Genomic DNA, 23,423 nt, shown 5'->3' on the forward strand with positions numbered 1-23,423 from the left:
GTGCCGCTCTACACACGCGCCTGCGGTTCGATCGGTTCACAGCTTTCTCGAACTGCTCGATTGGGTACAGAAGCCCCATGACGGTCTACGGCATCCACGCCTCACACGAGCAGATACACCCCACCGATCTACTCACCGCCGTGCGCAGGGCCGAGGAAGCCGGTTTCGGCGCGGCCATGAGCTCCGACCACTTCTCGCCGTGGAGCGCGCGCCAGGGCCAGTCCGGGTTCGCGTGGTCGTGGCTCGGTGCCGCGCTGCAGGCCACCGACCTGCCGTTCGGCGTGGTCACGGCACCGGGGCAGCGCTACCACCCGGCGATCAGCGCGCAGATGATCGGCACGCTGGCCGCCATGTACCCCGGCCGGTTCTGGGCGGCGCTCGGCACCGGCGAGGCGAGCAACGAGCACATCACCGGCGACGTCTGGCCGCGCAAGGACGTCCGGACCGCCCGGCTGCGCGAGTGCGTCGACGTCATCCGCGCACTGCTCGCCGGCGAGGAGGTCAGCCACGACGGCCTGGTCACGGTCGACCGCGCCCGGCTCTGGACGCTGCCCGACGAGACTCCACTGCTGATCGGCGCGGCCGTCAGCCCCGAGACGGCGCGCTGGTGCGCGTCGTGGGCCGACGGGCTGATCACCGTCAACGCGTCCCCCGAACGCCTGCGCGAAGTGGCGGGCGCGTACCGCGACGCCGGCGGCAAGGGCAAGCTGCACCTGCAGGTGCACCTGAGCTGGGACCCCGACGAGGACAAGGCCGCCGCGATCGCGCACGAGCAGTGGCGCAGCAACATCTTCCAGCCGCCGGTCTGCTGGGACCTGGAGATGACCGACCACTTCGACGTCGTCTCCGAGAACGTCACCCCGGAGCAGGTGGCGGCGGTCGTGAACATCTCCTCCGACCTGAAGTGGCACGCCGGGCAGCTCAACGCCTACGAGGAGCTCGGGTTCGAGGAGATCTACCTGCACCACGTGGGCCAGGACCTGCTCCCGTTCGTCGACGCGTTCGGCGAGCACGTCCTGCCGGAGGTGAAGGCGTGATCCGCACGTCCGACGTCTGGTGGAAGAACGCCGTCCTCTACTGCCTCGACATCGAGACCTTCTCCGACGAGGGGTTCCGCGGCGCGACCGAACGCATCGACCACTTACATGCCTTGGGCGTCACGTGTGTGTGGCTCATGCCGTTCTACCCGACGCCGGAGAAGGACGACGGCTACGACATCACCGACTTCTACAACGTCGACCCGCGGCTCGGTTCGCTCGGCGACTTCGTGGAGTTCGTGCGCGCCGCACGCGACCGCGGCATGCGCGTCATCGCCGACCTCGTCGTCAACCACACGTCCGACCAGCACCCGTGGTTCCACGACCCCGAGAAGCGCGACTGGTACGTCTGGTCCGACGAGCCGCGCGACGACGGGCCGCAGGGGATCACGTTCCCCGACAAGGAGAACTCGCTCTGGGAGTACTCCGAGGAGGTCGGGAAGTACTACCTGCACCGCTTCTACAAGCACCAGCCCGACCTCAACGTCGCCAACCCCGAGGTGCGCGACGAGATCGCCCGGATCATGGGCTTCTGGATGGAGCTGGGCCTGAGCGGCTTCCGCGTCGACGCCGTGCCGTTCCTGCTGGAGCACCAGGAGAAGACCGACGCGATCGAGCTGCCCGACCCGCACGACTACCTCACCGACCTGCGCGCGTTCCTCAACCGCCGCAACGGGGAGGCGATCCTGCTCGGCGAGGTGAACCTGCCGTACAAGGACGCGATGGCGTTCTACGGCCAGGGCGTCGGCGACGAGCTGACCATGTGCTTCGACTTCGTCGGCATGCAGGCGATGTACTTGGCGCTGGCGCGGAAGTCGAGCGGGCCGCTGGTCAAGGCGCTGCAGGAACGGCCGCAGCCGCCGCGCGACGGGCACTGGGCGACGTTCGTCCGCAACCACGACGAGCTGACGCTCGACAAGCTGCCGCTCGACGAACGCCAGGAGGTGTTCGACGCGTTCGGCCCGGACCCGGACATGCAGCTCTACGGACGGGGCCTGCGGCGCCGCCTGCCGGGCATGCTCGACGGCGACCAGCGCCGCATCCGCATGGTCTACAGCCTGCTGTTCACGCTGCCGGGCACGCCGGTGCTCTTCTACGGCGAGGAGCTCGGCCTGGAGGAGGACCTGTCGCTGGAGGGCAGGCTCGCGGTGCGGGTGCCGATGGACTGGGAGGAGGCGGGCAAGCAGCGCTACGACCCCGACTCGCTGCTGACGTGGATGCGCAAGCTCGTCGAGCTCTACCGCGAGGCCCCGGAGCTGGCGTGGGGCACGGTGGAGGTGCTCGACCTGGGCGATCCGACCGTGTTCGCCCATCGCGCCGACTGCGACGGCCGGTCGGTGATCGCCCTGCACAACTTCGCGGACAAGGACGTCACGGTGCGGGTTCCCGCAGACGGGGTGCTCAAGGACCTGGCCACCGGTGGCACCGTCAAGCCCGCGAAGACCGGGGCGAAGGTCGACCTCGCGCCCTACGACTGCCGCTGGTTCCGCGTGATTTCTGAGTGATGCTTGCGGGATCTTGACGGTTCACGTGAAGATATCTTCGAGACAGCGTCGTCGACCGAAGGATTTTCAGGTGAGCGCGTACGGACTGCACCGCGTCCTCGAGCCCGTCGGTGTCCTGCCGCAGCAGGCGTGGCGGCTCGACGCGACCCCCGTGCCCGCCGCCGACGAGGTCGTCGTCGCGGTCGAGCGCCTCAACCTGGACGCGGCGTCGTTCCGGCAGCTCAGGGAGCAGCACGGCAACGGCGCCGCGGTCCGGCGGGCGGTGCTCGACATCGTCGCCGAGCGCGGCAAGATGCAGAACCCGGTCACCGGGTCGGGCGGCATGCTGCTCGGCACGGTGACCGAGGTGGGCCCGGAGTCGCCGCTCGGGCTGAAGGCCGGCGACCGGATCGCGACGCTGGTCAGCCTCACGCTCACGCCGTTGAAGATCGACGACGAACTGCGCGACTGGGACGGCGAGGACGAGCAGGTGCCGTGCCGGGGGACCGCGGTGCTGTTCGGCCGGTCCATCGCCGCGGTGCTGCCGGACGACCTGTCCGACGAGCTCGCGTTGTCCGTGCTCGACGTGTGCGGTGCGCCGGCGCTGACCGACCGGGTGGTGCGCAAGCACCCCGGCGGGTCCGTGCTGGTGCTCGGTGGCGGCGGCAAGTCCGGGTCGCTCTCTCTCGCGGCCGCGCGTCAGGCCGGTGCGTCGCGTCTCGTGGCGTTGGTGCCGACCGAGCGTGAGGCTGCATCGGTGCGTGAGTCGGGCCTCGCGGACGAGGTCGTCATCGCCGACGCACGCAATCCTGTCGCGGTTGCCGAGGCCGTGGGCAAGCAGGTCGACGTCACGGTCGTGTGTGTGGACGTGCCGGGGTGCGAGCACGGCGCCATCCTCGCGACCGCGGACGGCGGCACGGTGATCTTCTTCTCGATGGCCACCTCGTTCAGTGCCGCCGCTTTGGGAGCGGAGGGTCTGGCCGCGGACGTCGAGATGATCGTCGGCAACGGGTATGTGCCTGGTCACGCGTCGTTCGCGCTCGACCTGGTCAGGACCCATCCGGGTGTGCGGGCGCTGTTCGAACAACGGCAGACTGCGTGACGTGAGTACGCAACTTTTGGTCGGCGGGCGCATCTACGCACCGGATGCGACGGCGATGGCCGTCACGGACGGCGTCGTCGTGTGGATCGGACAGGACTCGGTCGGGCACGCGCTGCACCCCGGCGCCGAGGTCATCGAGCTCGACGGCGCCTTCGTCGCGCCCGCGTTCGTCGACGCGCACGTGCACGCCACGTCGGCCGGCCTGCTCCTGACGGGCCTCGACCTGACCGCGACGTCCTCGGTGGAGGATCTGCTGCGGCAGGTCCGCGCCGCCGAAGGTCCTCTCGTGTGGGGTCACGGCTGGGACGAGACGCGCTGGCCGGAGAACCGGCCGCCCACGCGCGCGGAGATCGACGAGGCCGCCGGCGGCAAGACGGTCTACCTGTCGCGCATCGACGTGCACTCCGCGCTCGTCTCGTCGAACCTGATCACGGACGACGCGCGCACGGCCGACGGGTTCTCCGAGGACGGCCCTCTCTCGCGGGCGGCCCACCACCACGTGCGCGGCACGGCCAAAGCCGCCATCACACCGGAACAGCGCGAGGCCGCCCAACGGGCGTTCCTGCGCCACGCCGCGTCGAAGGGCATCGCGTCCGTGCACGAGTGCGCGGGCCCGGACATCTCCGGCGAGGACGACCTGCGCGAGCTGCTGGCGTTGGACGAGGGCCCCGAGGTCGTCGCCTACTGGGGCGCTCACGAACTGCCCGGCGTCCCCGTGCGGGGGCTCGCCGGCGACCACTTCGTCGACGGCGCGATCGGCTCGCGCACGGCCGCGCTGGCCGAGCCCTACGCCGACGCCGACACCACCGGCGCGCTCTACCTGACCGGTCAGCAGATCGCCGACCACCTGGTGAAGTGCACCGAACTGGGGGTGCAGGCGGGGTTCCACGTCATCGGCGACGCGGCCATGGCCGCGGTCGTCGAGGGCTTCGGCATCGCCGAGAAGGCCCTCGGCACGCCCGAGCTCGCGTCCGCGCGCCACCGCCTCGAACACGTCGAGATGGTGTCGGAGGAGCAGGCGCGGCAGCTCGCCGGGTGGGGTGTCATCGCCTCCGTCCAGCCGCTGTTCGACGCGGAGTGGGGCGGGACCACCGGGATGTACGTGCAGCGGCTCGGTTCCGGGCGCGGGGTGGGGCTGAACCCCTATTCGCGCCTGGCGGCGGCGGGCGTCGTGCTCGCGTTCGGCTCGGACACACCCGTGACCGCCATTGACCCGTGGGCTGCCGTGCGCGCTGCCGTGCACCACAAGACCGAGGGCTTCGGCGTGTCGCCTCGTGCCGCCTTCACCGCGCACACGCGTGGCGGCTGGCGTGCGGCGGGCGTCGACGACGGCCTGACCGGCACCCTTCAGCCCGGCGCTCCCGCGACGTACGCGGTGTGGGAGACCGGCGACCTCGTCGTGGCCGGATCCGACGCGCGGGTCCAGCGCTGGTCGACCGACCCGCGCTCGGGTGTGCCCGGCCTGCCCGACCTGACCGGTCCGGCACCCGTCTGCGTGCGGACCGTGCTGAACGGCCGGACGATCTACGAGAGGAAGTGACCGATGGCGTTGCTCGACCTCGACCCCCAGGTCGTCGCCACCGCCCGCGCACTCGCGGCGCGGGCGGCCGAACCGGTGGTGTCGCTCGCCAAGGCGCACACCACCGTCGCCGTCGAGCGCGCCACACTCCGCCTGGCCGGCATCACCGGCGCGGACTCCACCCACCGCGCCGGTGACGTGCCGTGGGTCAACCGGGTGATCGACACCGTGCGCGAGCAGTGCGGGCTGGAGCACGGCGTGGTGCTGCCCGCGTTCCACGCGCTCAGGGAGCACGGCCTCGGCACGCTCACCGAACTGGCGGAGGCCACAGCGGCGGGCCAGGTCCGGTTCACGGTCCCCACCGGCAAGGACCGGACGGCGGCGAAGAAGCACGCCACGTCCGCGGTGACGAAGGGGCTCAAGACCGTCGACCGCAACCGGGCCCAGCGCGACAAGCTCGTCGCGAAGTGGGGCGACCCCGCGCAACGGCCGTGGATCTACCTCATCGTCGCGACCGGCGACATCGACGAGGACGTCGTCCAGGCGCAGAACGCCGCCCGCGCGGGCGCCGACGTCATCGCCGTGATCCGCTCCACCGGGCAGTCACTGCTCGACTACGTGCCCGAAGGCGCCACGCACCACGGGTTCGCGGGCACCTACGCCACGCAGGAGAACTTCCGGATCATGCGGGCCGCGCTCGACGACGTGTCGAAGGAGGTCGGCCGGTACGTGCGGCTGACCAACTACGCGTCCGGGCTCTGCATGCCGGAGATCGCCGTCCTGGCCGGGCTCCAGCGGCTCGACATGATGCTCAACGACTCGATGTACGGCATCCTGTTCCGCGACATCAACCCGATCCGCACGTTCGTCGACCAGCGCTTCAGCCGCCAGGTCCACGCGCGGGCCGGCATCATCATCAACACCGGCGAGGACAACTACCTCACCACCGCGGACGCCGTCGACGCCGCGCACACCGTCACCGTCAGCCAGCTGCTCAACGAGCACTTCGCCCACGAGGCGGGACTGCCCGACCACCTGCTGGGCCTCGGGCACGCGTTCGAGATCAACCCGAAGGTGCCCGACTCGTTCCGCCTCGAGCTCGCGCACGCGCTGCTGGCCCGCGAGCTCTTCCCGGACGCGCCGCTCAAGTGGATGCCGCCGACCAAGCACATGACCGGCGACGTGTTCAACGGCTACCTGCTGGACGGGTTCTTCAACCTCGCGGGTGTCCTCACCGGACAGTCCATCCTGCTCGTCGGCATGATGACCGAGGCGGTCGTGACGCCGTTCCTGTCCGACCGCGACCTCGCGCTGCAGAACGTCCGCTACGTGCTCAGCGCCGCGGGCAGCCTCGCCGAGGACTTCCGGCCCGCTCCGGACGGGCTCATCGTCAAGCGGGCGCACCAGGTGCTCGGCGAGGCCGTCGACCTGCTCGGCCGCATCGTCGACGACGGGCTGCTCAACGCGATCGCCGACGGCACGTTCGGGCTGATGAAGCGCCCGGCGGACAAGGGCAAGGGCGCCGACGGCGTCGTCGAGAAGGCCGAGCAGTACTTCAACCCCGCGAGCGAGATGCTGGAGGCCCGCGATGCCTGACGCGAAGAGGTACGTGCGGCCCTACGGCGACACCACGGGCGACGGCATGGTCCAGACGTCGTTCACCCTGCCGATCCCCTTCGGACCCAAGGCGGACGGCGCGGCACAGCAGCTCGCGAACAAGATGGGCATGGACCCCGCGATGGTGGTCCACTCGAACCCCATCGGCGACGGCTTCACGTTCTTCGTCGTCTACGGCTCGGTGCAGCACCTGGTGGACCTCGACGAGGTCAAGGTGGTCGAGCGCGAGTACCCGCTGCTCTCCCCGGCCGAGGTCAACACGACGCTCAAGAAGGTGTTGCGGCGCAAGCTGGTCGTGGTCGGCGGCTGCATCGGCACGGACGCGCACACCGTCGGCATCGACGCGATCCTCAACATCAAGGGCTTCGCCGGCGAGAAGGGCCTGGAGTACTACCGCGAGCTGAAGGTCGTGAACCTCGGCGCGCAGGTGAGCGTTCCGGAGCTCGTGCGCAGCGCCCGCGCGGAGAAGGCCGACGCCGTGCTGATCTCCCAGGTCGTCACGCAGCGGGACGCGCACATCCTGAACACGCAGGAGATGTCGGCCGCGTTCCGCGAGGCGATGGGGGACCGGCGGCCGCTGCTCGTCGCCGGCGGCCCGCGCTTCGACCCGCTGATGGCGGGTGAACTCGGGGTTGATCGAGTGTTCTCCCGGGGTACCACGCCGGGCGAGGTCGCGAGCTACCTGGTGCACGCGATGCAGGAGAAAAAGGGGGTCGCCGCGTGAGCGGGGCTTTGGTCGAAGGCTTTCAGGTGACGCACCGCCGTTACGTGCCGCACTCCCACGCCCACTACGGGGGCAACCTCGTCGACGGGGCTTACGGGCTCGGCATGTTCGGCGACGTCGCCACCGAGCTGCTGATCCACACCGACGCGGACGAGGGGTTGTTCGCGGGCTACAGCTCCGTCGAGTTCGCCGCGCCCATCCAGGCGGGCGACGTCGTGGAGGCCACGGCGACGCTGGTGCGCATCGGCAGGCGGTCGCGGGAAATCGAGTTCGAGGCGCGGGTCGTGGCCCGTTCGGCGCCCGAACGCGGTCCCTCGGCGGCCGACGTGCTGGCCGAGCCGATCGTCGTGACGCGGGCACGCGGAACCGTCGTGGCTCCGAAAGCCGCCGAATAGCACCGAAATCCCGGCCGGACCGGCCCGGTGTCCCCGATCCGGGGACACCGCGGGCCGATCTCCGCTGATTCCGACCGCAACCTCTCGGGCACTCCTCCGTTGGTCAACACAGAGGTAGTGACATGCAGGGGAGGACGGGGACGCAGTGAAGATCGACCACCAGGGGGACCTACCCCCGTACGAGCAGGTGCGGGTGCACTACGCGCACGCCATCTCGAACCGGGACCTGCCGGTGGGCGCCAAGCTGCCCACGGTGCGGGCCCTGGCGAAGGACCTGGGCCTGGCCGTCAACACGGTGGCGCGCGCCTACCGCGAGCTGGAGGAAGCAGGCCTCGTCGAGACACGGGGCAGGGCCGGCACCGTGGTGAGCGCGAACGGGGACAACAACCGCGAGCGCGTCCGGGCGGCGGCGGCCCAGTACGCGGCCATGTCCGCGGAGCTGGGTCTCACCTCGGACGAGGCGCTCGACATCGTGCGGGCGGCCCTGCGGCCCTGATGTTTCTGGAACTGCGGCGTTCCGCGACGGTGCCGGGCGAAAGCGCTCGTGCTCCCGGGGGTGCGCCGCACGACCGGCCTGGTCCGGGTCAGAGCGGGAGCAGGTCCTCCGCGAGGCGGTGGCGGACCTCCCACTCCTCGTCGGTGCCGGTGTGCACCGGGAACCCGCCGTCGGCGAACACGCGGTTGAGGTAGGAGACGAACGGCATCCTCCCGCCGTCCCAGGCGAACAGCCCGTCGGCGCACCTGTCCGGCAGCACGATCCCGTAGGGCGCGCCGCCGCTGGTGTTCTCCTTGTGCAGCTGGTCGGGGGCCACCGGCAGCTCGTAGAGGCCCTCCGGTTCCTCCTGCCACGCCTCGTACTCCTCGGCCAGGTGGTCGCGGTGCTGCCCGCCGTACTTCGCCGCCTCGACCTCGACCACCAGCGGGTCGGCCGAGGCGGACGTGCCCCACCGCGGGTGCGTGCCGACGAGCCACACGTCGCCGACGAGCCGCACCCACGACTCCAGCGTCAGGGGCAGGGGGCCGAACGTGTCCCGCAGCCACGCGAGGTGGTCCTCGGCCCCGTCCGTGGGCGGCACGAGAGGGGTCGCCGGCGTCTGGTCGTCGTCGTTGTGGTGGAAGCGGTACCCGTCCCCGGTGAGCCGCTCGACGATCAGCTCGACGTTGTGCCGGGCGCGCCTCGCCATCTCGTCGCAGACCGCCCGGGCTTCGTCGGCCCGGTCGTGGACGCGGGCGCCGAGTTCGCGGAACTCGTGCCAGACGGCGTCTCTTTGGCCACTTTGGTAGCGGGTCAGCCAGTCGCTCATGGCCCCATCCTGGCCGAATCCGGCACGGATCGATCTTGGGGGATGGGCCGTGCGGGTGGAAGTGGCTCCGCGGCCGGTCACGGTGCGCATCGGCCGGGCCGGGACGTCGTCGGTGATCGCTGTGAGCGCGCTCCCACGCCTGTGCCGGAGGGCGGGCATGACTGTCAACCCACCGTTGGGTGACCCCCGGTCAACTCCCCGTATGACTCCTTGACGATGCATCGACAGCGGCCCGTCCATCACCCGTTCGCGACCTTCCAACCTGCTGAAACGCGGCTAGGCTCCCCGTGGACCGCGAATAACTGACTCGTCAGTCAATTTAGGGGTGGGAGATGGGGCGGACCGTCCGCGACGGCCTGCGACTCACGGCCGAACAGCGCCAGTTCGTCGAGCTGGCCCGGGAGTTCGCCGCCGCCGAGATCCGTCCGCGAGCGCGCGCCGTCGACGAGGCGGACACCGAGTCACCGCTCGACCTGTGGGAGAAGGCGGGCGAGCTCGGCCTGTCGAGCTCCATGATCCCCGCGCGGTTCGGCGGCGGCGGTGTCACCGACCTGCTCACCCAGGCGCTCGTCCAGCAGGAGCTGTGCCACGGCGACATCGGCATCGGCAACCTGATCACGTCCAACGGCTTCTTCAGCGGGCCGGTCGAGCACCTGGGCACGGCCGAGCAGCAGGAGCGCTTCCTCCGTCCGCTCGGCGCCCAAGTGCCGCCGATCACCGCCGTCGCCGTCACCGAACCCGGTAGCGGGTCGGACGCCGCGAGCATCCGGACCTCCGCGCGCCGCGACGGCGGCCAGTACGTCCTGAACGGGCAGAAGACCTGGATCTCCAACGCCCCCTACGCCGAGTTCTTCGTCATCTTCGCGACCGTCGACCCGGCGAAGCGCGCGAAGGGCGTGACGGCGTTCGTCGTGCCGCGCGACACCCCCGGCCTCGAGGTCGGGCCGCCGTTCCGCAAGATGGGCCAGCGCGCCATCGTGAACGCCGAGGTGTTCCTCGACGACGTGCGCGTGCCCGTGGCGAACCGGCTCGGCGAGGAGGGGCAGGGGTTCGCCGGGCTGATGCGGACCTTCGACGCCTCCCGCATCCTCATCGGCGCCGCCACGACCGGTCTGGCCCGCGCCGCGCTCGACTTCGCGAACGACTACGCGCGCACCCGGACGCAGTTCGGCGTGCCGATCGTCCGGCACCAGGCCGTGGCGTTCCGCCTGGCCGACATGGCCACCCGTGTCGACACCGCGCACCTGCTGACGGTGCGCGCGGCGACGTTGTACGACGAAGGGCACGCGGTGACGCAGGAAGCGGCGATGGCGAAGCTCGTGGGATCGGAGAACGCCATGTGGTGCACGCACGCGGCCGTGCAGACGCTGGGCGGCTACGGCTACTCGCGCGAGCACCCCGTCGAGCGCTGGATGCGCGACGCGAAGCTCGAGGAGATCGAGGAAGGCACCTCGGACATCCAGCGCCTCGTCATCTCCCGCGGACTCGGTGCCAGATGATCTTCTCGGATCCCGCGTCCGTCGCGGTGGTCGGCGCCAGCGACGACCCCGCCAAGTGGGGCCACTGGCTCGCCCGCGGCGCCCTCGTCGGACGTGACCGCCGCACGGTGCACCTCGTGAACCACAGCGGCGGCCTGGTGCTGTCGGAGCCGACGGTGCGCTCGCTGTCGGAGATCGCCGAAGCCCCCGAACTGGTGGTGCTCGCCGTCCCCGCGGCCCACGTGCCGGCCGTGGTGGACGAGGCGCTGGCCGTCGGCGTGCGGGGGTTCGTCGGCATCACGTCCGGCATCGACGAGGCGGTGGTGCGCCGGATCCGCGCCGCCGGGGCCCGGATCCTCGGCCCGAACTGCCTCGGGGTCTACGACGCGGCGACGTCGTTGCACCTCGCCTGGGGCCGGTTCCAGTCCGGCTCGCTCGGGGTGGTGTCGCAGAGCGGCCAGGTCGGGCTGGAGATCGGCGGGCTCGCGGCGGCGTCCGGGCTGGGCGTCTCGCGGTTCGTCTCGGTCGGCAGCCAGGCGGACGTGACGGCCACGGAAGCGTTGCTGGACCTCGTGTCGCACGACATGACCACGGTCGTCGGGGTCTACCTGGAGAGCTTCGGCCCGGGGATCGTGGCCGCGATGGCGGAGCTGCGCGCGGCGGGGAAACCGGTGGTGCTGCTGACCGTGGGGTCTTCCGCCGCCGGTCAGGAGGCGGCGCTCACCCACACGGGCGCGTTGACGTCCTCCGTGGACGTCGTGGACGCGGCGTGCCGTCGTGCCGGTGCGGTGCGGGTGGCCACGCCGGCCGCGCTCGTCGACCTGGCCGCCGTGCTGGCCTGCAGGACGCCGGGCGGGCGACGGGTCGGGGTGATCTCGGACTCCGGCGGGCAGGGGGCGATCGCGGTGGATCTCGCCGTGGCCGCGGGATTGTCGGTGCCGGCGTTGTCCTCGGTCGACGGGTTGCCCGATGGCGCGTCCCGGCGCAATCCGGTCGACCTGGCCGGTGCCGGGGAACGGGACCTGGCGAACTACGCGCGCGCCGTCGAGGTGCTGGCGCGTGGGGGAGAGGTCGACACGGTCGTGCTGTCGGGGTATTTCGGCAGCTACGGGGAGGACACGCCGTCGCTGGAGGCCGCCGAGGTGTCGGTGGCGTCGCGGATCTGCGGCGTGGCAAGGGAAACCGGTGTCGCCGTCGTGGTGCACAGCATGCGGCCGGACTCGGCGGCCGTGCGGGCGCTGCGGGCGGGCGGGGTGCCGGTGCAGCACACGATCGAGCGGGCCATGGCCGCGCTGGGCGACGCGGCCCGGCTGGACACGCCCCGAAGACCTCCCGCCGCCGAGCACCCACCCACCGCGGTGCCCCACCGGGCGGGCTACCTCGCCGCCCGCGACCTGCTGGAGTTCGTCCACTTCCCGCGCGCCCACGCCGTCACCACCGCCGCCGAGGCCGGGGCGACGCCCCTGAGGGCCCCGTACGCGCTCAAAGCCGACTGGCTCGCACACAAGAGCGAGCACGACGCCGTGAGGATCGACGTCACCGATCCCGCCGCCGCCTTCGCCGAGATGCACGCCAGGCTCGGACCCGGCACCTACGTCCTCGAAGAGATGGACACCCGCCGCGACGTCGTCGAACTGATCATCGGCGCGCGCCGCGACCGCTCGTTCGGCCCGGTGGTGCTCGTCGGGGCGGGCGGCATCCACGCGGAGCTGTTCGGCGACACCGCGGTCGAGCTCGCCCCGGTCACCGCCGCCACCGCCCGCGCCATGGTCGAACGCCTGGTCTGCGCGCCCCTGCTGTCCGGCTGGCGCGGTGCGCCGGCGGCCGACATCGGCGCACTGGCCGAGGTGATCGCCCGGATCTCCGAGACGATCGCGGCCCGGCCGGACCTCGCCGAGGTGGAGCTCAACCCCGTGCGGGTCGGGCCCGACGGGGTGCTGGCCGTGGACGCGCTGGTCATCCCCTCCGAGCAGCCGTCCCGGACGGAGTGCGCGGAATAACAGGCGCGCACTCGGCGTTCTCTGCTACAGTCGGTTCATCTCGGTGGTGCGCCCGGCGCACGTAAGTCCCGATCCCGCTGCTGGACCGTTCGACGTCCGCGGCACAGGCCCCCGGTTTCTCAAACCCAGGGCACGCACCAGCGCTCTCCTCCGCGAAACCGCGCGGAGTCGATGAAGCGCACCTCGAAGCAACCCTCCCGAAAGGACAGTCCCGATGCACATCGGTGTACTCGACGTACGCAACAACAAGGCATTCCTCGTGGACGGGCCGCAGGTCCCGCACCACCTCGTCCGGCAGCACGACCTCCGCCGCGGCGACCAGATCACCGGCGAGGCGCACGACGACAAGCTCGTCGGCGTCGACACGGTCAACGGGCTCAAGCCGCACCGCCGGCCGAAGTTCGAGGACCTGACGCCGTTGTACCCCAACGAAAGGCTCCGGCTCGAGCACGACCCGGAGGAGCTGACCAGCCGCACGATCGACCTGGTCATGCCCGTCGGCAAGGGGCAGCGGGCGCTCGTCGTCGCGCCGCCCAAGGCCGGCAAGACCATGGTGCTGCAACAGATCGCGCAGGCGATCGCCAAGAACGACCCCGACGTCCACCTCATCGTCGCGCTCGTCGGCGAACGGCCGGAGGAGGTCACCGACATGCGGGCGACCATCCCCGGCGAGATGTTCGCCTCCACCTTCGACGAGCACCCCAAGCACCACATCGCGGCCGCGGAACTGGCTGTCGAGCGGGCCAAGCGGCTCGTCGAGGACGGGCGGGACGTCGTGGTGCTGCTCGACTCGCTCACCCGGCTCGGGCGGGCCTACAACCTCGCCGCCCCCAACGGCGGGCGCATCCTCAGCGGTGGCATCGACGCCGCCGCGCTCACCCCGCCCAAGAAGTTCCTCGGCGCCGCCCGCAACATCGAGGAGGGCGGCAGCCTCACCATCTTCGCCACGGCGCTCGTGGAGACCGGGTCCACGGCGGACACGGTCATCTTCGAGGAGCTCAAGAGCACCGGCAACGCCGAGCTGAAGCTCGACCGCAAGGCGGCGCAGCGACGGATCTACCCCGCCGTCGACCTGCACCAGTCCAGCACGCGCAAGGCCGAATTGCTCGTCTCGCCGCAGGAGCTCGCCATCACCGACGCCGTGCGCAGGGCGATGGCAGACCGGGAGATCGACGTGCTGCTCGAAGGACTGCGCAAGACCCAGAGCAACGCCGAGTTCCTCGTCCAGATGGCACGCTAACTTGGGCCGCGTGAGCTACCTCGAAGTCACGTGGACCGACCCGGCGACGCACGCCAGGGGCCATCTCGTCATCGACCGGCTCGTGCGCGGCGTGAGCAGCGGCGGACTGCGGATGCGCGCCGGCTGCACGCTCGCCGAGGTGCGCGGACTGGCCAGGGGGATGACGGCCAAGGAAGCGCTCAACTACGACCCCGGCGCGCGGTACGTGCCGCTCGGGGGTGCCAAGGGCGGGATCGACTTCGACCCGTACGACCCGCGGGCGAACGACGTCCTCACCGGCTACCTCCACGCGATGTCGCCCTACATCGAACGGTTCTGGACGATGGGGGAGGACCTGGGGCTGCGCCAGTCCACGATCGACGAGGCCATCGCGAAGATCGGGTTGCAGTCGTCCATCCAGGCGGTGTACCCGCTGCTCGACGACGAGACCAAGGCCCGCCAACGACTTTCCGACGCCTTCCAGGTCACTGTGGACGGTGTGGGTCTCGACGAACTGGTCGGCGGCTACGGCGTCGCGCAGGCGGCGTTGACCGGCATCGCACACCTCGGGCTCACCAGCCCCACCGCGTTCGTGCAGGGCTTCGGCTCCATGGGCGGTGCCACGGCACGGTTCCTCGCGCGCAACGGCGTGAAGGTCGTCGGACTCGCGGACGTCCACGGCGTCGTCGCCAACCCGGCCGGGCTCGACGTGGAAACCCTGCTGCTGTCGAGGGACCGGCACGGCGGCATCGACCGGGCGGAGCTGGGCGCCGGCGACGTGCAGCTCGACGGCGACCGGTGGCTCGACGTCCCGGCGGACGTGCTCGTCCCCGCCGCCACCAGCTACGCGATCCACGCGGGCAACGCCCACCGCGTCCGGGCGAAGCTCGTCGTCGAGGCCGCCAACATGCCGATCACCGAGGACGCCGAGGTCGGCGCGCTCGTCATCCCGGACGTCGTCGCGAACTCCGCCACGAACTCCTGGTGGTGGTGGACGCTGTTCGGCGACGTCGACCCCACCGCGGAGTCGGCGTTCGACAAGATCGGCACCACCACGCGCCGCCTCACCGGACGGATCATCGGCGAGCCCTCACCCCGGAAAGCCGCACAGCGCATCGCGGCCGACGCGAGCGACGAGATCGCGCGGCTGTTCCCGGCCGAGCAGTTCCCGACTAGGGCGTGTCCTGCGGATCTTTCTCATGATCGTGTGCAGATGATGGTGTGTGGTCGGACGTGGTGAGCTGACGGACAAGGCCTGGGCGCGGATCGCGCCGTTGCTGCCTGTGCAGAGCGGGCAGCGAGGCGGGCGGTGGCGCAGCCACCGGCAGGTGATCAACGCGATCCTGTGGAAGGAACGCACCGGTGCCCCGTGGCGTGACCTGCCCGAACGGTATGGGCCGTGGAAGACCGCGCACGAAAGGCTGCGCAAATGGACTGCGGACGGGACGTGGGACCGGATCCTCGAGCACGTGATCGTCAAAGACGACTCGCTCGGGACACTCGAGGACCATGTCGCGTTCGTGGTCAGCGTCGACTCCACGAGCGTCCGGGCGCATCAGCATGCGGCCGGCGCCCGGAAAAAGGGGGCTGCGCGGACTGGATCGAGGAACTCGCCATCGACGGGGAATGCCTCGGACGCTCCCGCGGAGGGCTGACGACCAAGCTCCACCTGGCCGTGGACGCCGCCGGCCTGCCGCTGGCGGTGATCCTCACCCCAGGTCAGGCTGGAGACAACCCGCAGCTGCTGCCGCTGCTCGAGGACATCCACGACATCGAGGTTGACGGGCAGCGGGTGCGGGCCGGGCGGGTGATCGCCGACAAGGCCTACACCCACCCGAGCACCCGCACCGCGTTACGACAACGACGGATCAAAGCCACGATTCCCGAGCGCACGGACCAGATCGCCCGCCGCAAGGCCAAGGGCTCGGCCGGTGGCAGACCACCGGCGTTCGACCCCGACATCTACAAGCTCCGTAATGTGGTCGAGCGCTGTTTCAACCGGCTCAAGCAGTTCCGCGGCCTGGCCACCCGGTTCGCGAAACGCGCCGCCTACCACCGCGCCGAGATCATCCTGGCCTGCATCGTCCTCCACCTCAGGTGAAGATCCGCAGGACACGCCCTAGGCGGTCCTGGACCGGGTTGTTCCCGACCGGGCGGCCCTAGACTGGGGCCATGCCGGGCTTCCAGCACACCGTCACCATCGCGGCCCCTCCGGAACGCGTCTGGGCGGTCGTCGCCGACGTCGGACGCTGGCCCGAGCACATCCCCACGGTCGACGAGGCCGAACGCCTCGACGAGGGACCGCTGCGAGTCGGCTCCCGCACCCGGCTGAAGCAGCCCAAGCTGTCCGGGGCGGTCTGGACGGTCACCGAGCTGACCGGCGGGACCTCGTTCACGTGGGTGTCGAAGTCGCCCGGCGTCACGGTCACGGGCGCGCACGTCGTCGAGCCGCACCCCGACGGCAGCCGGCTCACACTCACCCTGACGACGGCGGGCCCGCTGGCCGGCCTCGGCTGGCTCCTGGTGAAGTCGCTGACCAGGAGGTACGTCGTGGCCGAGGGCGCCGCCGTCAAGAAGGCGGCCGAAGCTCAGTCCACCGGCCCGAGCAGCCACGCTCCCGGCCCGTCCGGGTCCTCCGAGAAGTAGTAGGCCCGCAGCGCGGCCAGCAGGTCGTCGGTGCCGATCAACCCGTCGCCGTCGTGGTCGAGCCGCGCGTGGGCGGTCCGCGCGTCGGGGTCCGGCACGTTCATCAGCGCCTGCGACCACCGCACGTGCTCCTCGATGCCGATCTGGCCGTCGCCGTCGTGGTCGGCGACGGCCAGCAACGCGTCGAGGTAGGGCACGTAGATGTCGTCGAACGCCTCGGGGCGGCCCAGCAGACCCTCCGCGAACGCCGCCTTGTACTCGGCGAGGCTGATCTTGCCGTCGTCGTCCACGTCGGTCATGGCGGCGAGGTGGTCCCACACGCCCAAGAGCTGCTCGTGGAACCGCTTCGCCTGCAGGTCGTCCGCGCGCAAGCCGAACGCCGAGGTCAGGCGCTCGCTCGCCAGGTCGAAGTCCGCGCGCTCGACGTAGCCGTCCTGGTCGCTGTCGTAGGTGGAGAACCTGCGGCTGAGCCTGCGGTCCAGGAACGGTGGGATGGTCATGCCCCCTTAGTACCCGCCGCGCGCTTCCCGCGTCGCGCCGGGGCTCCCACGTAGTCCGCGAGGTGCTCGCCGGTGAGCGTGGAACGGCCGGCGACCAGGTCGGCGGGCGTGCCCTCGAAGACCACCTCGCCGCCGTCGTGACCGGCGCCGGGGCCGAGGTCGACGATCCAGTCGGCGTGCGCCATCACGGCCTGGTGGTGCTCGATCACGATCACCGACTTGCCCGAGGAGACGAGGCGGTCCAGCAGCCCCAGCAACTGCTCGACGTCGGCGAGGTGCAGGCCGGTGGTCGGCTCGTCCAGGACGTAGATGCCGCCCTTGTCGGCCATGTGCGTCGCGAGCTTCAGGCGCTGCCGCTCACCGCCGGACAGGGTCGTCAGGGGCTGGCCCAGCGACAGGTAGCCCAGGCCGACGTCGCTGAGGCGCTGCAGGATCGCGTGCGCGGCGGGCGTGCGCGCCTCTCCGGCACCGAAGAACTCGACGGCCTCGGACACCGGCATCGCGAGCACCTCGGAGATGTCGCGGCCGCCGAACTTGAACTCGAGCACCGCCTGGTCGAAGCGCTTGCCCTCGCAGACGTCGCACGGCGTCTCGATCGTCGCCATGATGCCGAGGTCGGTGAACACCACGCCGGCGCCGTTGCAGTTCGGGCACGCCCCCTCGGAGTTCGCGCTGAACAGGGCCGGCTTCACGCCGTTGGCCTTGGCGAACGCCTTGCGGATCGGCTCCAGCAACCCGGTGTAGGTCGCGGGGTTGGACCGCCGCGAGCCCTTGATCGGCGTCTGGTCCACGACGATCGCGCCGGAGTCCTTCGGCAGCGACTGGTGGACGAGCGACGACTTGCCGGAGCCCGCGACGCCGGTGACGACGGTCAGCACCCCGAGCGGGATGTCGACGTCCACGTCGCGCAGGTTGTTCGCGGAGGCACCCCGGATCTCCAGCACACCGGTCCTCTCCCGCACGGTCTCCTTCACCGCCGCGCGGTCGTCGAGGTGGCGCCCGGTCACGGTGCCCGACTTGCGCAGCCCGTCCAGCGAGCCCTCGAAGCAGATCGTCCCGCCGTTCCGCCCGGCGCCGGGGCCGAGGTCGACGACGTGGTCCGCGATCGCGATCGTCTCGGGCTTGTGCTCGACGACGAGGACCGTGTTCCCCTTGTCCCGCAACCGCAGCAGCAGGTTGTTCATGCGCTCGATGTCGTGCGGGTGCAGGCCGATCGTCGGCTCGTCGAACACGTAGGTCACGTCGGTCAGCGCCGAGCCGAGGTGCCGGATCATCTTCACGCGCTGCGCCTCGCCGCCGGACAGCGTGCCGGCGGGCCGGTTCAGCGAGAGGTAGCCCAGGCCGATCTCGACGAACGAGTCGAGCGTGGCCGTGAGCTTCTCCACCAGCGGCGCCACGCCCTTGTCCCGCACGCCGCGGATCCACTCCGCGAGGTCGGTGATCTGCATGTCGCACAGGTCCGCGATGGACACGCCCCGGATCTTCGACGACCGGGCCGCCTCGGTCAGGCGGGTGCCGGCGCAGTCGGGGCAGGTGCCGAACGTCGCCGCGCGGTCCACGAACGCGCGGATGTGCGGCTGCAGCGCCTCGCGGTCCTTCGACAGCATCGACTTCTGCAGCTTCGGGATCAGGCCCTCGTAGGTCAGGTTGATGCCGTTGACCTTGATCTTGACGGGGTCCCGGTGCAGGAAGTCGTGCAGTTCCTTCTTGGTGTACTTGCCGATCGGCTTGGCCGGGTCGATGAACCCGGACTGCGCGAACGTCTGCACGGTCCACTGGTTGTCGACGTTGTAGCCGGGCACCTTGATCGCGCCCTCGAGGATCGACTTCGACGAGTCGTAGACCTCGGTGAGGTCGATGTCGGAGACCTTGCCGCGGCCCTCGCAGCGCGGGCACATGCCGCCGGTGATGGAGAACTCGCGGCGCTCCTTGACCTTCTGGCCCGCCTTCTCGATCGTCACGGCACCCGCGCCGGAGGTCGAGGCGACGTTGAACGAGAACGCCTGCGGGCCGCCGACGTGCGGCGTGCCGAGCCGGCTGAACAGGATGCGCAGCATCGCGTGCACGTCGGTCGCGGTGCCGACGGTCGAGCGCGGGTCGGCGCCCATGCGCTGCTGGTCGACCAGGATCGCCGTCGTGATGCCCTCCAGGAGGTACACCTCCGGGCGCGGCAGCGAGGGCATGAAGCCCTGGACGAACGCCGGGTACGTCTCGTTGATGAGCCGCTGCGACTCCGCGGCGATGGTGCCGAACACCAGCGAGCTCTTGCCGGAGCCCGAGACGCCCGTGAAGACCGTCAGCCGGCGCTTCGGGATCTCGACGTCGACGTCGCGCAGGTTGTTCACGCGGGCGCCCTGCACGCGGATCAGGTCGTGGGTGTCCGCGTCGTGCGGCGCCGGTGCTGTCCTGGTCATGGCGCAGAACCTAACTCGGGCGTCCCGGTCCTGCCTTCTTGATTCCTGATTGGTTACGCACGGATCCGATAGTGGTAAGTGCAGACCTCACGGAACCCCGACCGCTCGTAGAGGCGGAACGCCGACAAGTTCGACTTCACCATCTGCAGGTACATGTGGCTCGCCTCGCGGGAGGCCGCCCACGTGGCCAACGCCGCGAGCACGGACCGCGCGGCTCCCTGACCGCGTGCGTGCGGCAACGTGGCCATGCCGAACACACCGGCCCACCCCTGCTCGTCGACGGCACGGCCCACGGCCACCACCCGGCCGTCCACCTCGGCGTGGGCGTAGGCGCTGGGGTGCTCGACCCGGCTGAGCAGGTCGCGTTCGGCGCCGGCGTCCCGCCTGCTCACCGTCGCCCACGCCGCCAGCCACTCGTCGGTCGGCCGGGTGCTCACCTCACCCACGTCGGCGTGGGCCTGGCGCAGCACGTCGGCGGTCGACGCGATCTGCAGGGACATGTCGTGGCTGCGCTCGTAGCCGCGGTCGCAGAGCCGGTCGTCGAGGTCGTCCGCGCACACGCCCGGCGTGATCTGGAACCGCACGTCGGAGCCCCGCTCGGTGCAGAACGACTCGGCGAGCTCCACCCGGTCCTCGCGGTCGTGCGGCAGCACCGACCCCACCCACCAGGCGTCGCCGGGGGAGTGCCGCAACCACCAGCCGCCCGCCTCCTCGACGAGCGCCGCCGGCTGGGCCCGCGCCGCGCACTCCTGCAGAGTCTTGACCAGCACGTCGCGTCAACGACCCCCGGATGCGGTGATCTCCATGAATCCCTTCTACCGCATCCGGCGCCCCGGCAACACGTCTCAGCGCCGGCCCAACCCGCCCAGAGCACTCGCCACGACCGCCATCCCGACCATGCCGATGATCGCCGCGACGCCGCCGGCCACGGGTTTCGACACCTGCTGGACGTGCGCGACCGGCTGCGGCGCCGGCACCTCCTGCACCTGCTGGACCGGTTCGCCCGGCGCGGGGGGAACCGCGGGCGCGGTCGCCGACGCGATCCGCACGACCGCGCTCTCGCTGACCGCCTGACCGGCGCCCGCGCCGGACACCGTCAGCCGGGAGCTCACCGGCGCGGCGACCTGGCAGGTGTAGGTGATCCGCTCGCGCGGCTTCAGCACCGGGAACGTCCGGTGGCACGCGGCGGGGGCGCCCTCGACGCGGACGTTCTCGATCGGGTGCTCAGACGGGTTGCCGACCGTGACCGTCACCGTCACGACCTCGCCGTCCCGCGCGCGGTCCTTCGACCACACGGCCGACAGGGTGAGCCGCGGGTAGATCACCTTGACCTGCACCGTCGCGATCGCCTGCACCTTGCCGCCGATCTCGTCCGCCGCCGTGACGGTGGCGGACAGCGGACCGCTCTCGTCGCCCGCGGGGGCCGTGCACTCGACGGTGGCCGTCGCGCCGGGGTCGAGCCGGCCCTGCACGGCCTTGCACCCCGCCGCGGCGCGCGCCTCGAGGCCGACCAGCGGTGTGTCACCGGTGTTGGTGACGGTCGCGGCGAACGTGACGGCCTGGCCGGCCAGCGCGGTCAGCGGCTCCGCGGGCGCGCTGGCCTGCAACGCCGGGTGCAGCACGTCGACCGTCGAGGTCCGGCCGGCCGTGAGCAGGTCGCCCGCGAGGCTCGCGCCGCTGACCGCGACCGTGGCCGGGTAGTCGTCCTGGGCCGCCGTCGAGGTGCACGTGCGGGTCGCGGTGGCCCGCGCGGCGACCGTGCCGACCGGCTGACCGCACACCAGCACGTCCGCCGCGGGCGCGTCACCGACGTTGGTGACGGTCGCGGTCTGCCGGACCGCCTCCTCGGCGTGCGCCAGCGGTTTCTCCGGGGTGACGGCGAGGGTGAGCTCCGGCAGCGGGAACGACCAGGCGACGCTCTGCACCAGGAACGCGTCGTCGTCGCGCTTGAACGCGAGCTCGGCGCTCTTGCTGCCCGGTTTCAGCACGGCGTCGTCCAGCGTCAGCGTGCGCGCGTCGACGCTCATGTTGTTGGGGTGCTCGGCGCCCTGGGCGGAGGAGGCGAACACGTTGCGGCCACCGACCGGAATGCCGTTGACCAGCAGCTGGTCGCCCTCGCTGGCCCAGTCGCCCTCGTAGGCCGTGATGCCCAGCCGGACGCTGCCGCCCGCGGCGTGGGTGGGCGCGATGGGCGTCCGCAGGGTCGGCAGCTTCGTGGGCAGGCGGACGTGCCCGCCGTGCACGGCGACGTGGCGCCTGGCCGGAGCGGCCGGACCGGCCTGGGCGAACTTCCACACGACCGTGAGCGACCAGCCGCCGAAGCAGTCGAACCCCTGGGGCGTCCAGACGTTGCCGACGGTCGCGGTCCCCGCCTTCACGAGCCGGGTGACGTCGGCCTCGGCGCTGTAGAAGGCGTTGTCGGTGCCGGTGAGCTCGTCGGGGGAGTCGGCGCGGAACTCGCCGGGGCTGACGGGCGTGCCGTTGAACGTCACGGGGTCCCGCGGGCTGCCGGGCGGCGCGGTCGCGTCGCGGCACGCCGAGTTGCCCGCCCAGCCGAGCTTGGCGTAGGCGACGGTCGCGCCGGACGGGAAGTCGAGCTCGGCGCTGGAGGAGTTGAACGTCGCGGGGTCGTCATCGGTGTCGGTCCACGACATGCGGTGGGTGTTGTTCTGCGCGGACGGCCCGCGTCCCCTGCGGTCCAGTGCGTCCACGCAGGACTGCGGCGGGTACTTGGGCTGCGGACCGGCCTGCTCGGGCGTCGGGCAGGTCAGGACGGCGTTGCCGACGACCGCGACGTCCCCGTACACCGCCTCGTCGAACTGGGTGCGCCACACCTCGGCCGCCGCGACCGGCGGACCGGGCGCGAGGAGCGGGAGCAGCAGCACCACGGCGATGAGGATCGGTACACGCATGCCACGCCTTCCGGTCGGATCGGCACAGGTTGGCACGCGTGGTCGCGGTTGTCACCGCTCGTCCGCGGTGGTGTCCTCACTCTCCGTCGTGGACGGTGGGACGCGGTTCTCCCGTTCGTGTGCAAGGCATTCCGGCATGCGGTCCGATGTGGACTCGCTGTGCGCAGGATCGGCCACCGGTTGCTCCCGTCGGGCGGGTGAGACCGCCGAGAAGCGTGGTGTTGGTGGTCAAACGGCCTCCGGCTGTGGGGAGATGGAGGCCATGTGGACTGCGCTGGTCGTCGTACTCGCGTCGGTGGTCGTGACCGCCGTCGCCTGCATCCTGTTCGGGCGCTCGCGCGCCCACGAGCAGGCCGACGACCGGGACGCGGACTCGCGCGGGTTCCTCGGCGCGGTGATCAGCGGCCTGTTCATCGTCGCGCTGGCGTTCTACGTGGTGATCGTCTGGGAGGAGAACGGCGCGGCCGAGGACAACGCCTCGCGCGAGGCCGCCGCCGTCGCCGACGTCTACTGGCAGACGGCGGTCATGCCGCAGCCCCAGCGCGACCTCATCCGCGGGCTGCTCGTCGAGTACCCGAAGCTGGTGGCGGACAAGGAGTGGCCGCAGCTGGCCGTGGGGGAGTCCGACCCCGAAACCACCGCCGCGCTGCACTCGCTGCACGCGGAGATCCTGAGCCTGCCCGCGTCCCCCGACGAGGTGAAGAGCGCGCGGGAGCGGTCGGTGGAGCGGCTGCGCGAGATCACCGACCTGCGCCGCGACCGGATCGACTCCGCGAGCGGCCTCGACGACACCGGCAACCTGATGCTGATCGGCACCGTCGTCGGCGCCGTGGCGATGGTCGTGTTCCCGTTGCTGATCGGGTTCACCGCCCGCAAGCGGCACGTGCTGCAGATGTGCCTCACCGCCGCCGTGCTGGCGTTCGTCTGCGTGCTGTGCCTGGGCATGACGCAGCCGTTCGACGGCATGCTGCGGGTGGACCCGGAGTCGTTCACCAGCCTCACCGAGGAGCTGGCGGGCATCCCGGTCGACGAGACCCGCTGACACGGCGCTGCCCCGCGCACCGGGGTGCGC

General features: G+C 71.3%; 19 protein-coding genes and 1 pseudogene. 15 read left to right on the plus strand and 5 right to left on the minus strand.

Annotated elements, in window-relative coordinates; all coding sequences use genetic code 11:
* Positions 1 to 77: 77 nt before the first annotated feature.
* From ACFWGZ_RS03155 to ACFWGZ_RS03190, 8 genes are all read left to right on the plus strand, one after another.
* A complete protein-coding gene (locus ACFWGZ_RS03155; protein WP_382449795.1) occupies positions 78 to 1,037 on the plus strand; it encodes a TIGR03885 family FMN-dependent LLM class oxidoreductase in 960 nt (319 codons plus the stop codon).
* Positions 1,034 to 2,542, plus strand: coding sequence for an alpha-amylase family protein (locus ACFWGZ_RS03160; protein WP_382449796.1), 1,509 nt, complete (start codon positions 1,034 to 1,036; stop codon positions 2,540 to 2,542). Before ACFWGZ_RS03155 ends, ACFWGZ_RS03160 begins: the two co-directional genes overlap by 4 nt.
* Before the next feature lie 70 nt (positions 2,543 to 2,612).
* The gene (locus ACFWGZ_RS03165; RefSeq protein WP_382449797.1) at positions 2,613 to 3,623 is read left to right on the plus strand and encodes an L-erythro-3,5-diaminohexanoate dehydrogenase; all 1,011 of its coding nucleotides are present in this window, start codon (positions 2,613 to 2,615) and stop codon (positions 3,621 to 3,623) included.
* Positions 3,616 to 5,163, plus strand: a complete 1,548-nt coding sequence (locus tag ACFWGZ_RS03170; protein WP_382449814.1) for an amidohydrolase — start codon at positions 3,616 to 3,618, stop codon at positions 5,161 to 5,163. Before ACFWGZ_RS03165 ends, ACFWGZ_RS03170 begins: the two co-directional genes overlap by 8 nt.
* 3 nt (positions 5,164 to 5,166) lie before the next feature.
* Positions 5,167 to 6,738, plus strand: coding sequence for a lysine 5,6-aminomutase subunit alpha (locus tag ACFWGZ_RS03175; protein ID WP_382449798.1), 1,572 nt, complete (start codon positions 5,167 to 5,169; stop codon positions 6,736 to 6,738).
* On the plus strand, positions 6,731 to 7,483 hold the full coding sequence (locus tag ACFWGZ_RS03180) for an OAM dimerization domain-containing protein (protein WP_382449799.1): 753 nt from the start codon (positions 6,731 to 6,733) through the stop codon (positions 7,481 to 7,483). The genes ACFWGZ_RS03175 and ACFWGZ_RS03180 overlap by 8 nt, the downstream gene beginning before the upstream one ends.
* Before the next feature lie 26 nt (positions 7,484 to 7,509).
* On the plus strand, positions 7,510 to 7,878 hold the full coding sequence (locus ACFWGZ_RS03185) for a hotdog domain-containing protein (protein ID WP_382449800.1): 369 nt from the start codon (positions 7,510 to 7,512) through the stop codon (positions 7,876 to 7,878).
* Between the two features lie 145 nt (positions 7,879 to 8,023).
* A complete protein-coding gene (locus tag ACFWGZ_RS03190) occupies positions 8,024 to 8,374 on the plus strand; it encodes a GntR family transcriptional regulator (protein WP_382449801.1) in 351 nt (116 codons plus the stop codon).
* A gap of 88 nt (positions 8,375 to 8,462) precedes the next feature.
* On the opposite strand, the gene ACFWGZ_RS03195 is transcribed toward ACFWGZ_RS03190, so the two are convergent.
* Positions 8,463 to 9,182 carry a hypothetical protein gene (locus tag ACFWGZ_RS03195; protein ID WP_382449802.1) on the minus strand — a complete coding sequence of 240 codons (720 nt, stop codon included), beginning with the start codon at positions 9,180 to 9,182 and terminating at the stop codon, positions 8,463 to 8,465.
* A 332-nt stretch (positions 9,183 to 9,514) separates the two neighbouring features.
* On the opposite strand from ACFWGZ_RS03195, the gene ACFWGZ_RS03200 reads away from it, so the two are divergent.
* The 6 genes and pseudogenes from ACFWGZ_RS03200 (at position 9,515) to ACFWGZ_RS03225 (ending at position 16,525) form a co-directional block, all read left to right on the plus strand.
* The gene (locus ACFWGZ_RS03200) at positions 9,515 to 10,681 is read left to right on the plus strand and encodes an acyl-CoA dehydrogenase family protein (RefSeq protein WP_382449803.1); all 1,167 of its coding nucleotides are present in this window, start codon (positions 9,515 to 9,517) and stop codon (positions 10,679 to 10,681) included.
* Positions 10,678 to 12,660, plus strand: coding sequence for an acetate--CoA ligase family protein (locus ACFWGZ_RS03205; RefSeq protein ID WP_382449804.1), 1,983 nt, complete (start codon positions 10,678 to 10,680; stop codon positions 12,658 to 12,660). Before ACFWGZ_RS03200 ends, ACFWGZ_RS03205 begins: the two co-directional genes overlap by 4 nt.
* 223 nt (positions 12,661 to 12,883) lie before the next feature.
* A pseudogene (gene rho, locus ACFWGZ_RS03210) lies at positions 12,884 to 13,900 on the plus strand (transcription termination factor Rho); the annotation flags it as partial.
* Positions 13,901 to 13,910: 10 nt separating this feature from the next.
* Positions 13,911 to 15,119 (plus strand): Glu/Leu/Phe/Val dehydrogenase dimerization domain-containing protein, encoded by a 1,209-nt coding sequence (locus tag ACFWGZ_RS03215; RefSeq protein ID WP_382449805.1) that lies wholly within the window; start codon positions 13,911 to 13,913, stop codon positions 15,117 to 15,119.
* Positions 15,103 to 15,980 (plus strand): IS5 family transposase gene (locus ACFWGZ_RS03220; protein WP_382449806.1). Its coding sequence is split into 2 segments (ribosomal slippage): positions 15,103 to 15,495 and positions 15,498 to 15,980, totalling 876 coding nucleotides; the frame shifts between segments, so codons are not numbered across the junction. The genes ACFWGZ_RS03215 and ACFWGZ_RS03220 overlap by 17 nt, the downstream gene beginning before the upstream one ends.
* 71 nt (positions 15,981 to 16,051) lie before the next feature.
* The gene (locus ACFWGZ_RS03225; RefSeq protein WP_382449807.1) at positions 16,052 to 16,525 is read left to right on the plus strand and encodes an SRPBCC family protein; all 474 of its coding nucleotides are present in this window, start codon (positions 16,052 to 16,054) and stop codon (positions 16,523 to 16,525) included.
* Here ACFWGZ_RS03225 and ACFWGZ_RS03230 read toward each other — a convergent pair.
* The 4 genes from ACFWGZ_RS03230 to ACFWGZ_RS03245 form a co-directional block, all read right to left on the minus strand.
* The gene (locus ACFWGZ_RS03230) at positions 16,468 to 17,025 is read right to left on the minus strand and encodes an EF-hand domain-containing protein (protein WP_382449808.1); all 558 of its coding nucleotides are present in this window, start codon (positions 17,023 to 17,025) and stop codon (positions 16,468 to 16,470) included. The genes ACFWGZ_RS03225 and ACFWGZ_RS03230 overlap by 58 nt on opposite strands.
* The gene (locus ACFWGZ_RS03235; protein WP_382449809.1) at positions 17,022 to 19,439 is read right to left on the minus strand and encodes an ATP-binding cassette domain-containing protein; all 2,418 of its coding nucleotides are present in this window, start codon (positions 19,437 to 19,439) and stop codon (positions 17,022 to 17,024) included. The genes ACFWGZ_RS03230 and ACFWGZ_RS03235 overlap by 4 nt, the downstream gene beginning before the upstream one ends.
* 53 nt (positions 19,440 to 19,492) lie before the next feature.
* Entirely contained in the window at positions 19,493 to 20,209 is a 717-nt protein-coding gene (locus ACFWGZ_RS03240) for a GNAT family N-acetyltransferase (protein ID WP_382449810.1), read from the minus strand.
* A gap of 75 nt (positions 20,210 to 20,284) precedes the next feature.
* Entirely contained in the window at positions 20,285 to 22,351 is a 2,067-nt protein-coding gene (locus ACFWGZ_RS03245; protein ID WP_382449811.1) for a hypothetical protein, read from the minus strand.
* Between the two features lie 262 nt (positions 22,352 to 22,613).
* Between ACFWGZ_RS03245 and ACFWGZ_RS03250 the strand changes: the two genes are divergently transcribed.
* On the plus strand, positions 22,614 to 23,393 hold the full coding sequence (locus tag ACFWGZ_RS03250; RefSeq protein ID WP_382449812.1) for a hypothetical protein: 780 nt from the start codon (positions 22,614 to 22,616) through the stop codon (positions 23,391 to 23,393).
* Positions 23,394 to 23,423 lie beyond the last annotated feature (30 nt).

This window comes from Lentzea sp. NPDC060358, assembly GCF_042725365.1.
Lineage (GTDB): Bacteria > Actinomycetota > Actinomycetes > Mycobacteriales > Pseudonocardiaceae > Lentzea.

Bases quoted from the DNA above. Each gene is read 5' to 3' on its own strand.
- ACFWGZ_RS03155 (WP_382449795.1), top strand. From the start codon at position 78: ATGACGGTCTACGGCATCCACGCCTCACACGAGCAGATACACCCCACC.
- ACFWGZ_RS03200 (WP_382449803.1), top strand. From the start codon at position 9,515: ATGGGGCGGACCGTCCGCGACGGCCTGCGACTCACGGCCGAACAGCGC.
- ACFWGZ_RS03230 (WP_382449808.1), bottom strand. From the start codon at position 17,025: ATGACCATCCCACCGTTCCTGGACCGCAGGCTCAGCCGCAGGTTCTCC.
- ACFWGZ_RS03235 (WP_382449809.1), bottom strand. From the start codon at position 19,439: ATGACCAGGACAGCACCGGCGCCGCACGACGCGGACACCCACGACCTG.
- ACFWGZ_RS03195 (WP_382449802.1), bottom strand. From the start codon at position 9,182: ATGAGCGACTGGCTGACCCGCTACCAAAGTGGCCAAAGAGACGCCGTC.
- ACFWGZ_RS03225 (WP_382449807.1), top strand. From the start codon at position 16,052: ATGCCGGGCTTCCAGCACACCGTCACCATCGCGGCCCCTCCGGAACGC.
- ACFWGZ_RS03180 (WP_382449799.1), top strand. From the start codon at position 6,731: ATGCCTGACGCGAAGAGGTACGTGCGGCCCTACGGCGACACCACGGGC.
- ACFWGZ_RS03250 (WP_382449812.1), top strand. From the start codon at position 22,614: ATGTGGACTGCGCTGGTCGTCGTACTCGCGTCGGTGGTCGTGACCGCC.
- ACFWGZ_RS03175 (WP_382449798.1), top strand. From the start codon at position 5,167: ATGGCGTTGCTCGACCTCGACCCCCAGGTCGTCGCCACCGCCCGCGCA.
- ACFWGZ_RS03205 (WP_382449804.1), top strand. From the start codon at position 10,678: ATGATCTTCTCGGATCCCGCGTCCGTCGCGGTGGTCGGCGCCAGCGAC.
- ACFWGZ_RS03245 (WP_382449811.1), bottom strand. From the start codon at position 22,351: ATGCGTGTACCGATCCTCATCGCCGTGGTGCTGCTGCTCCCGCTCCTC.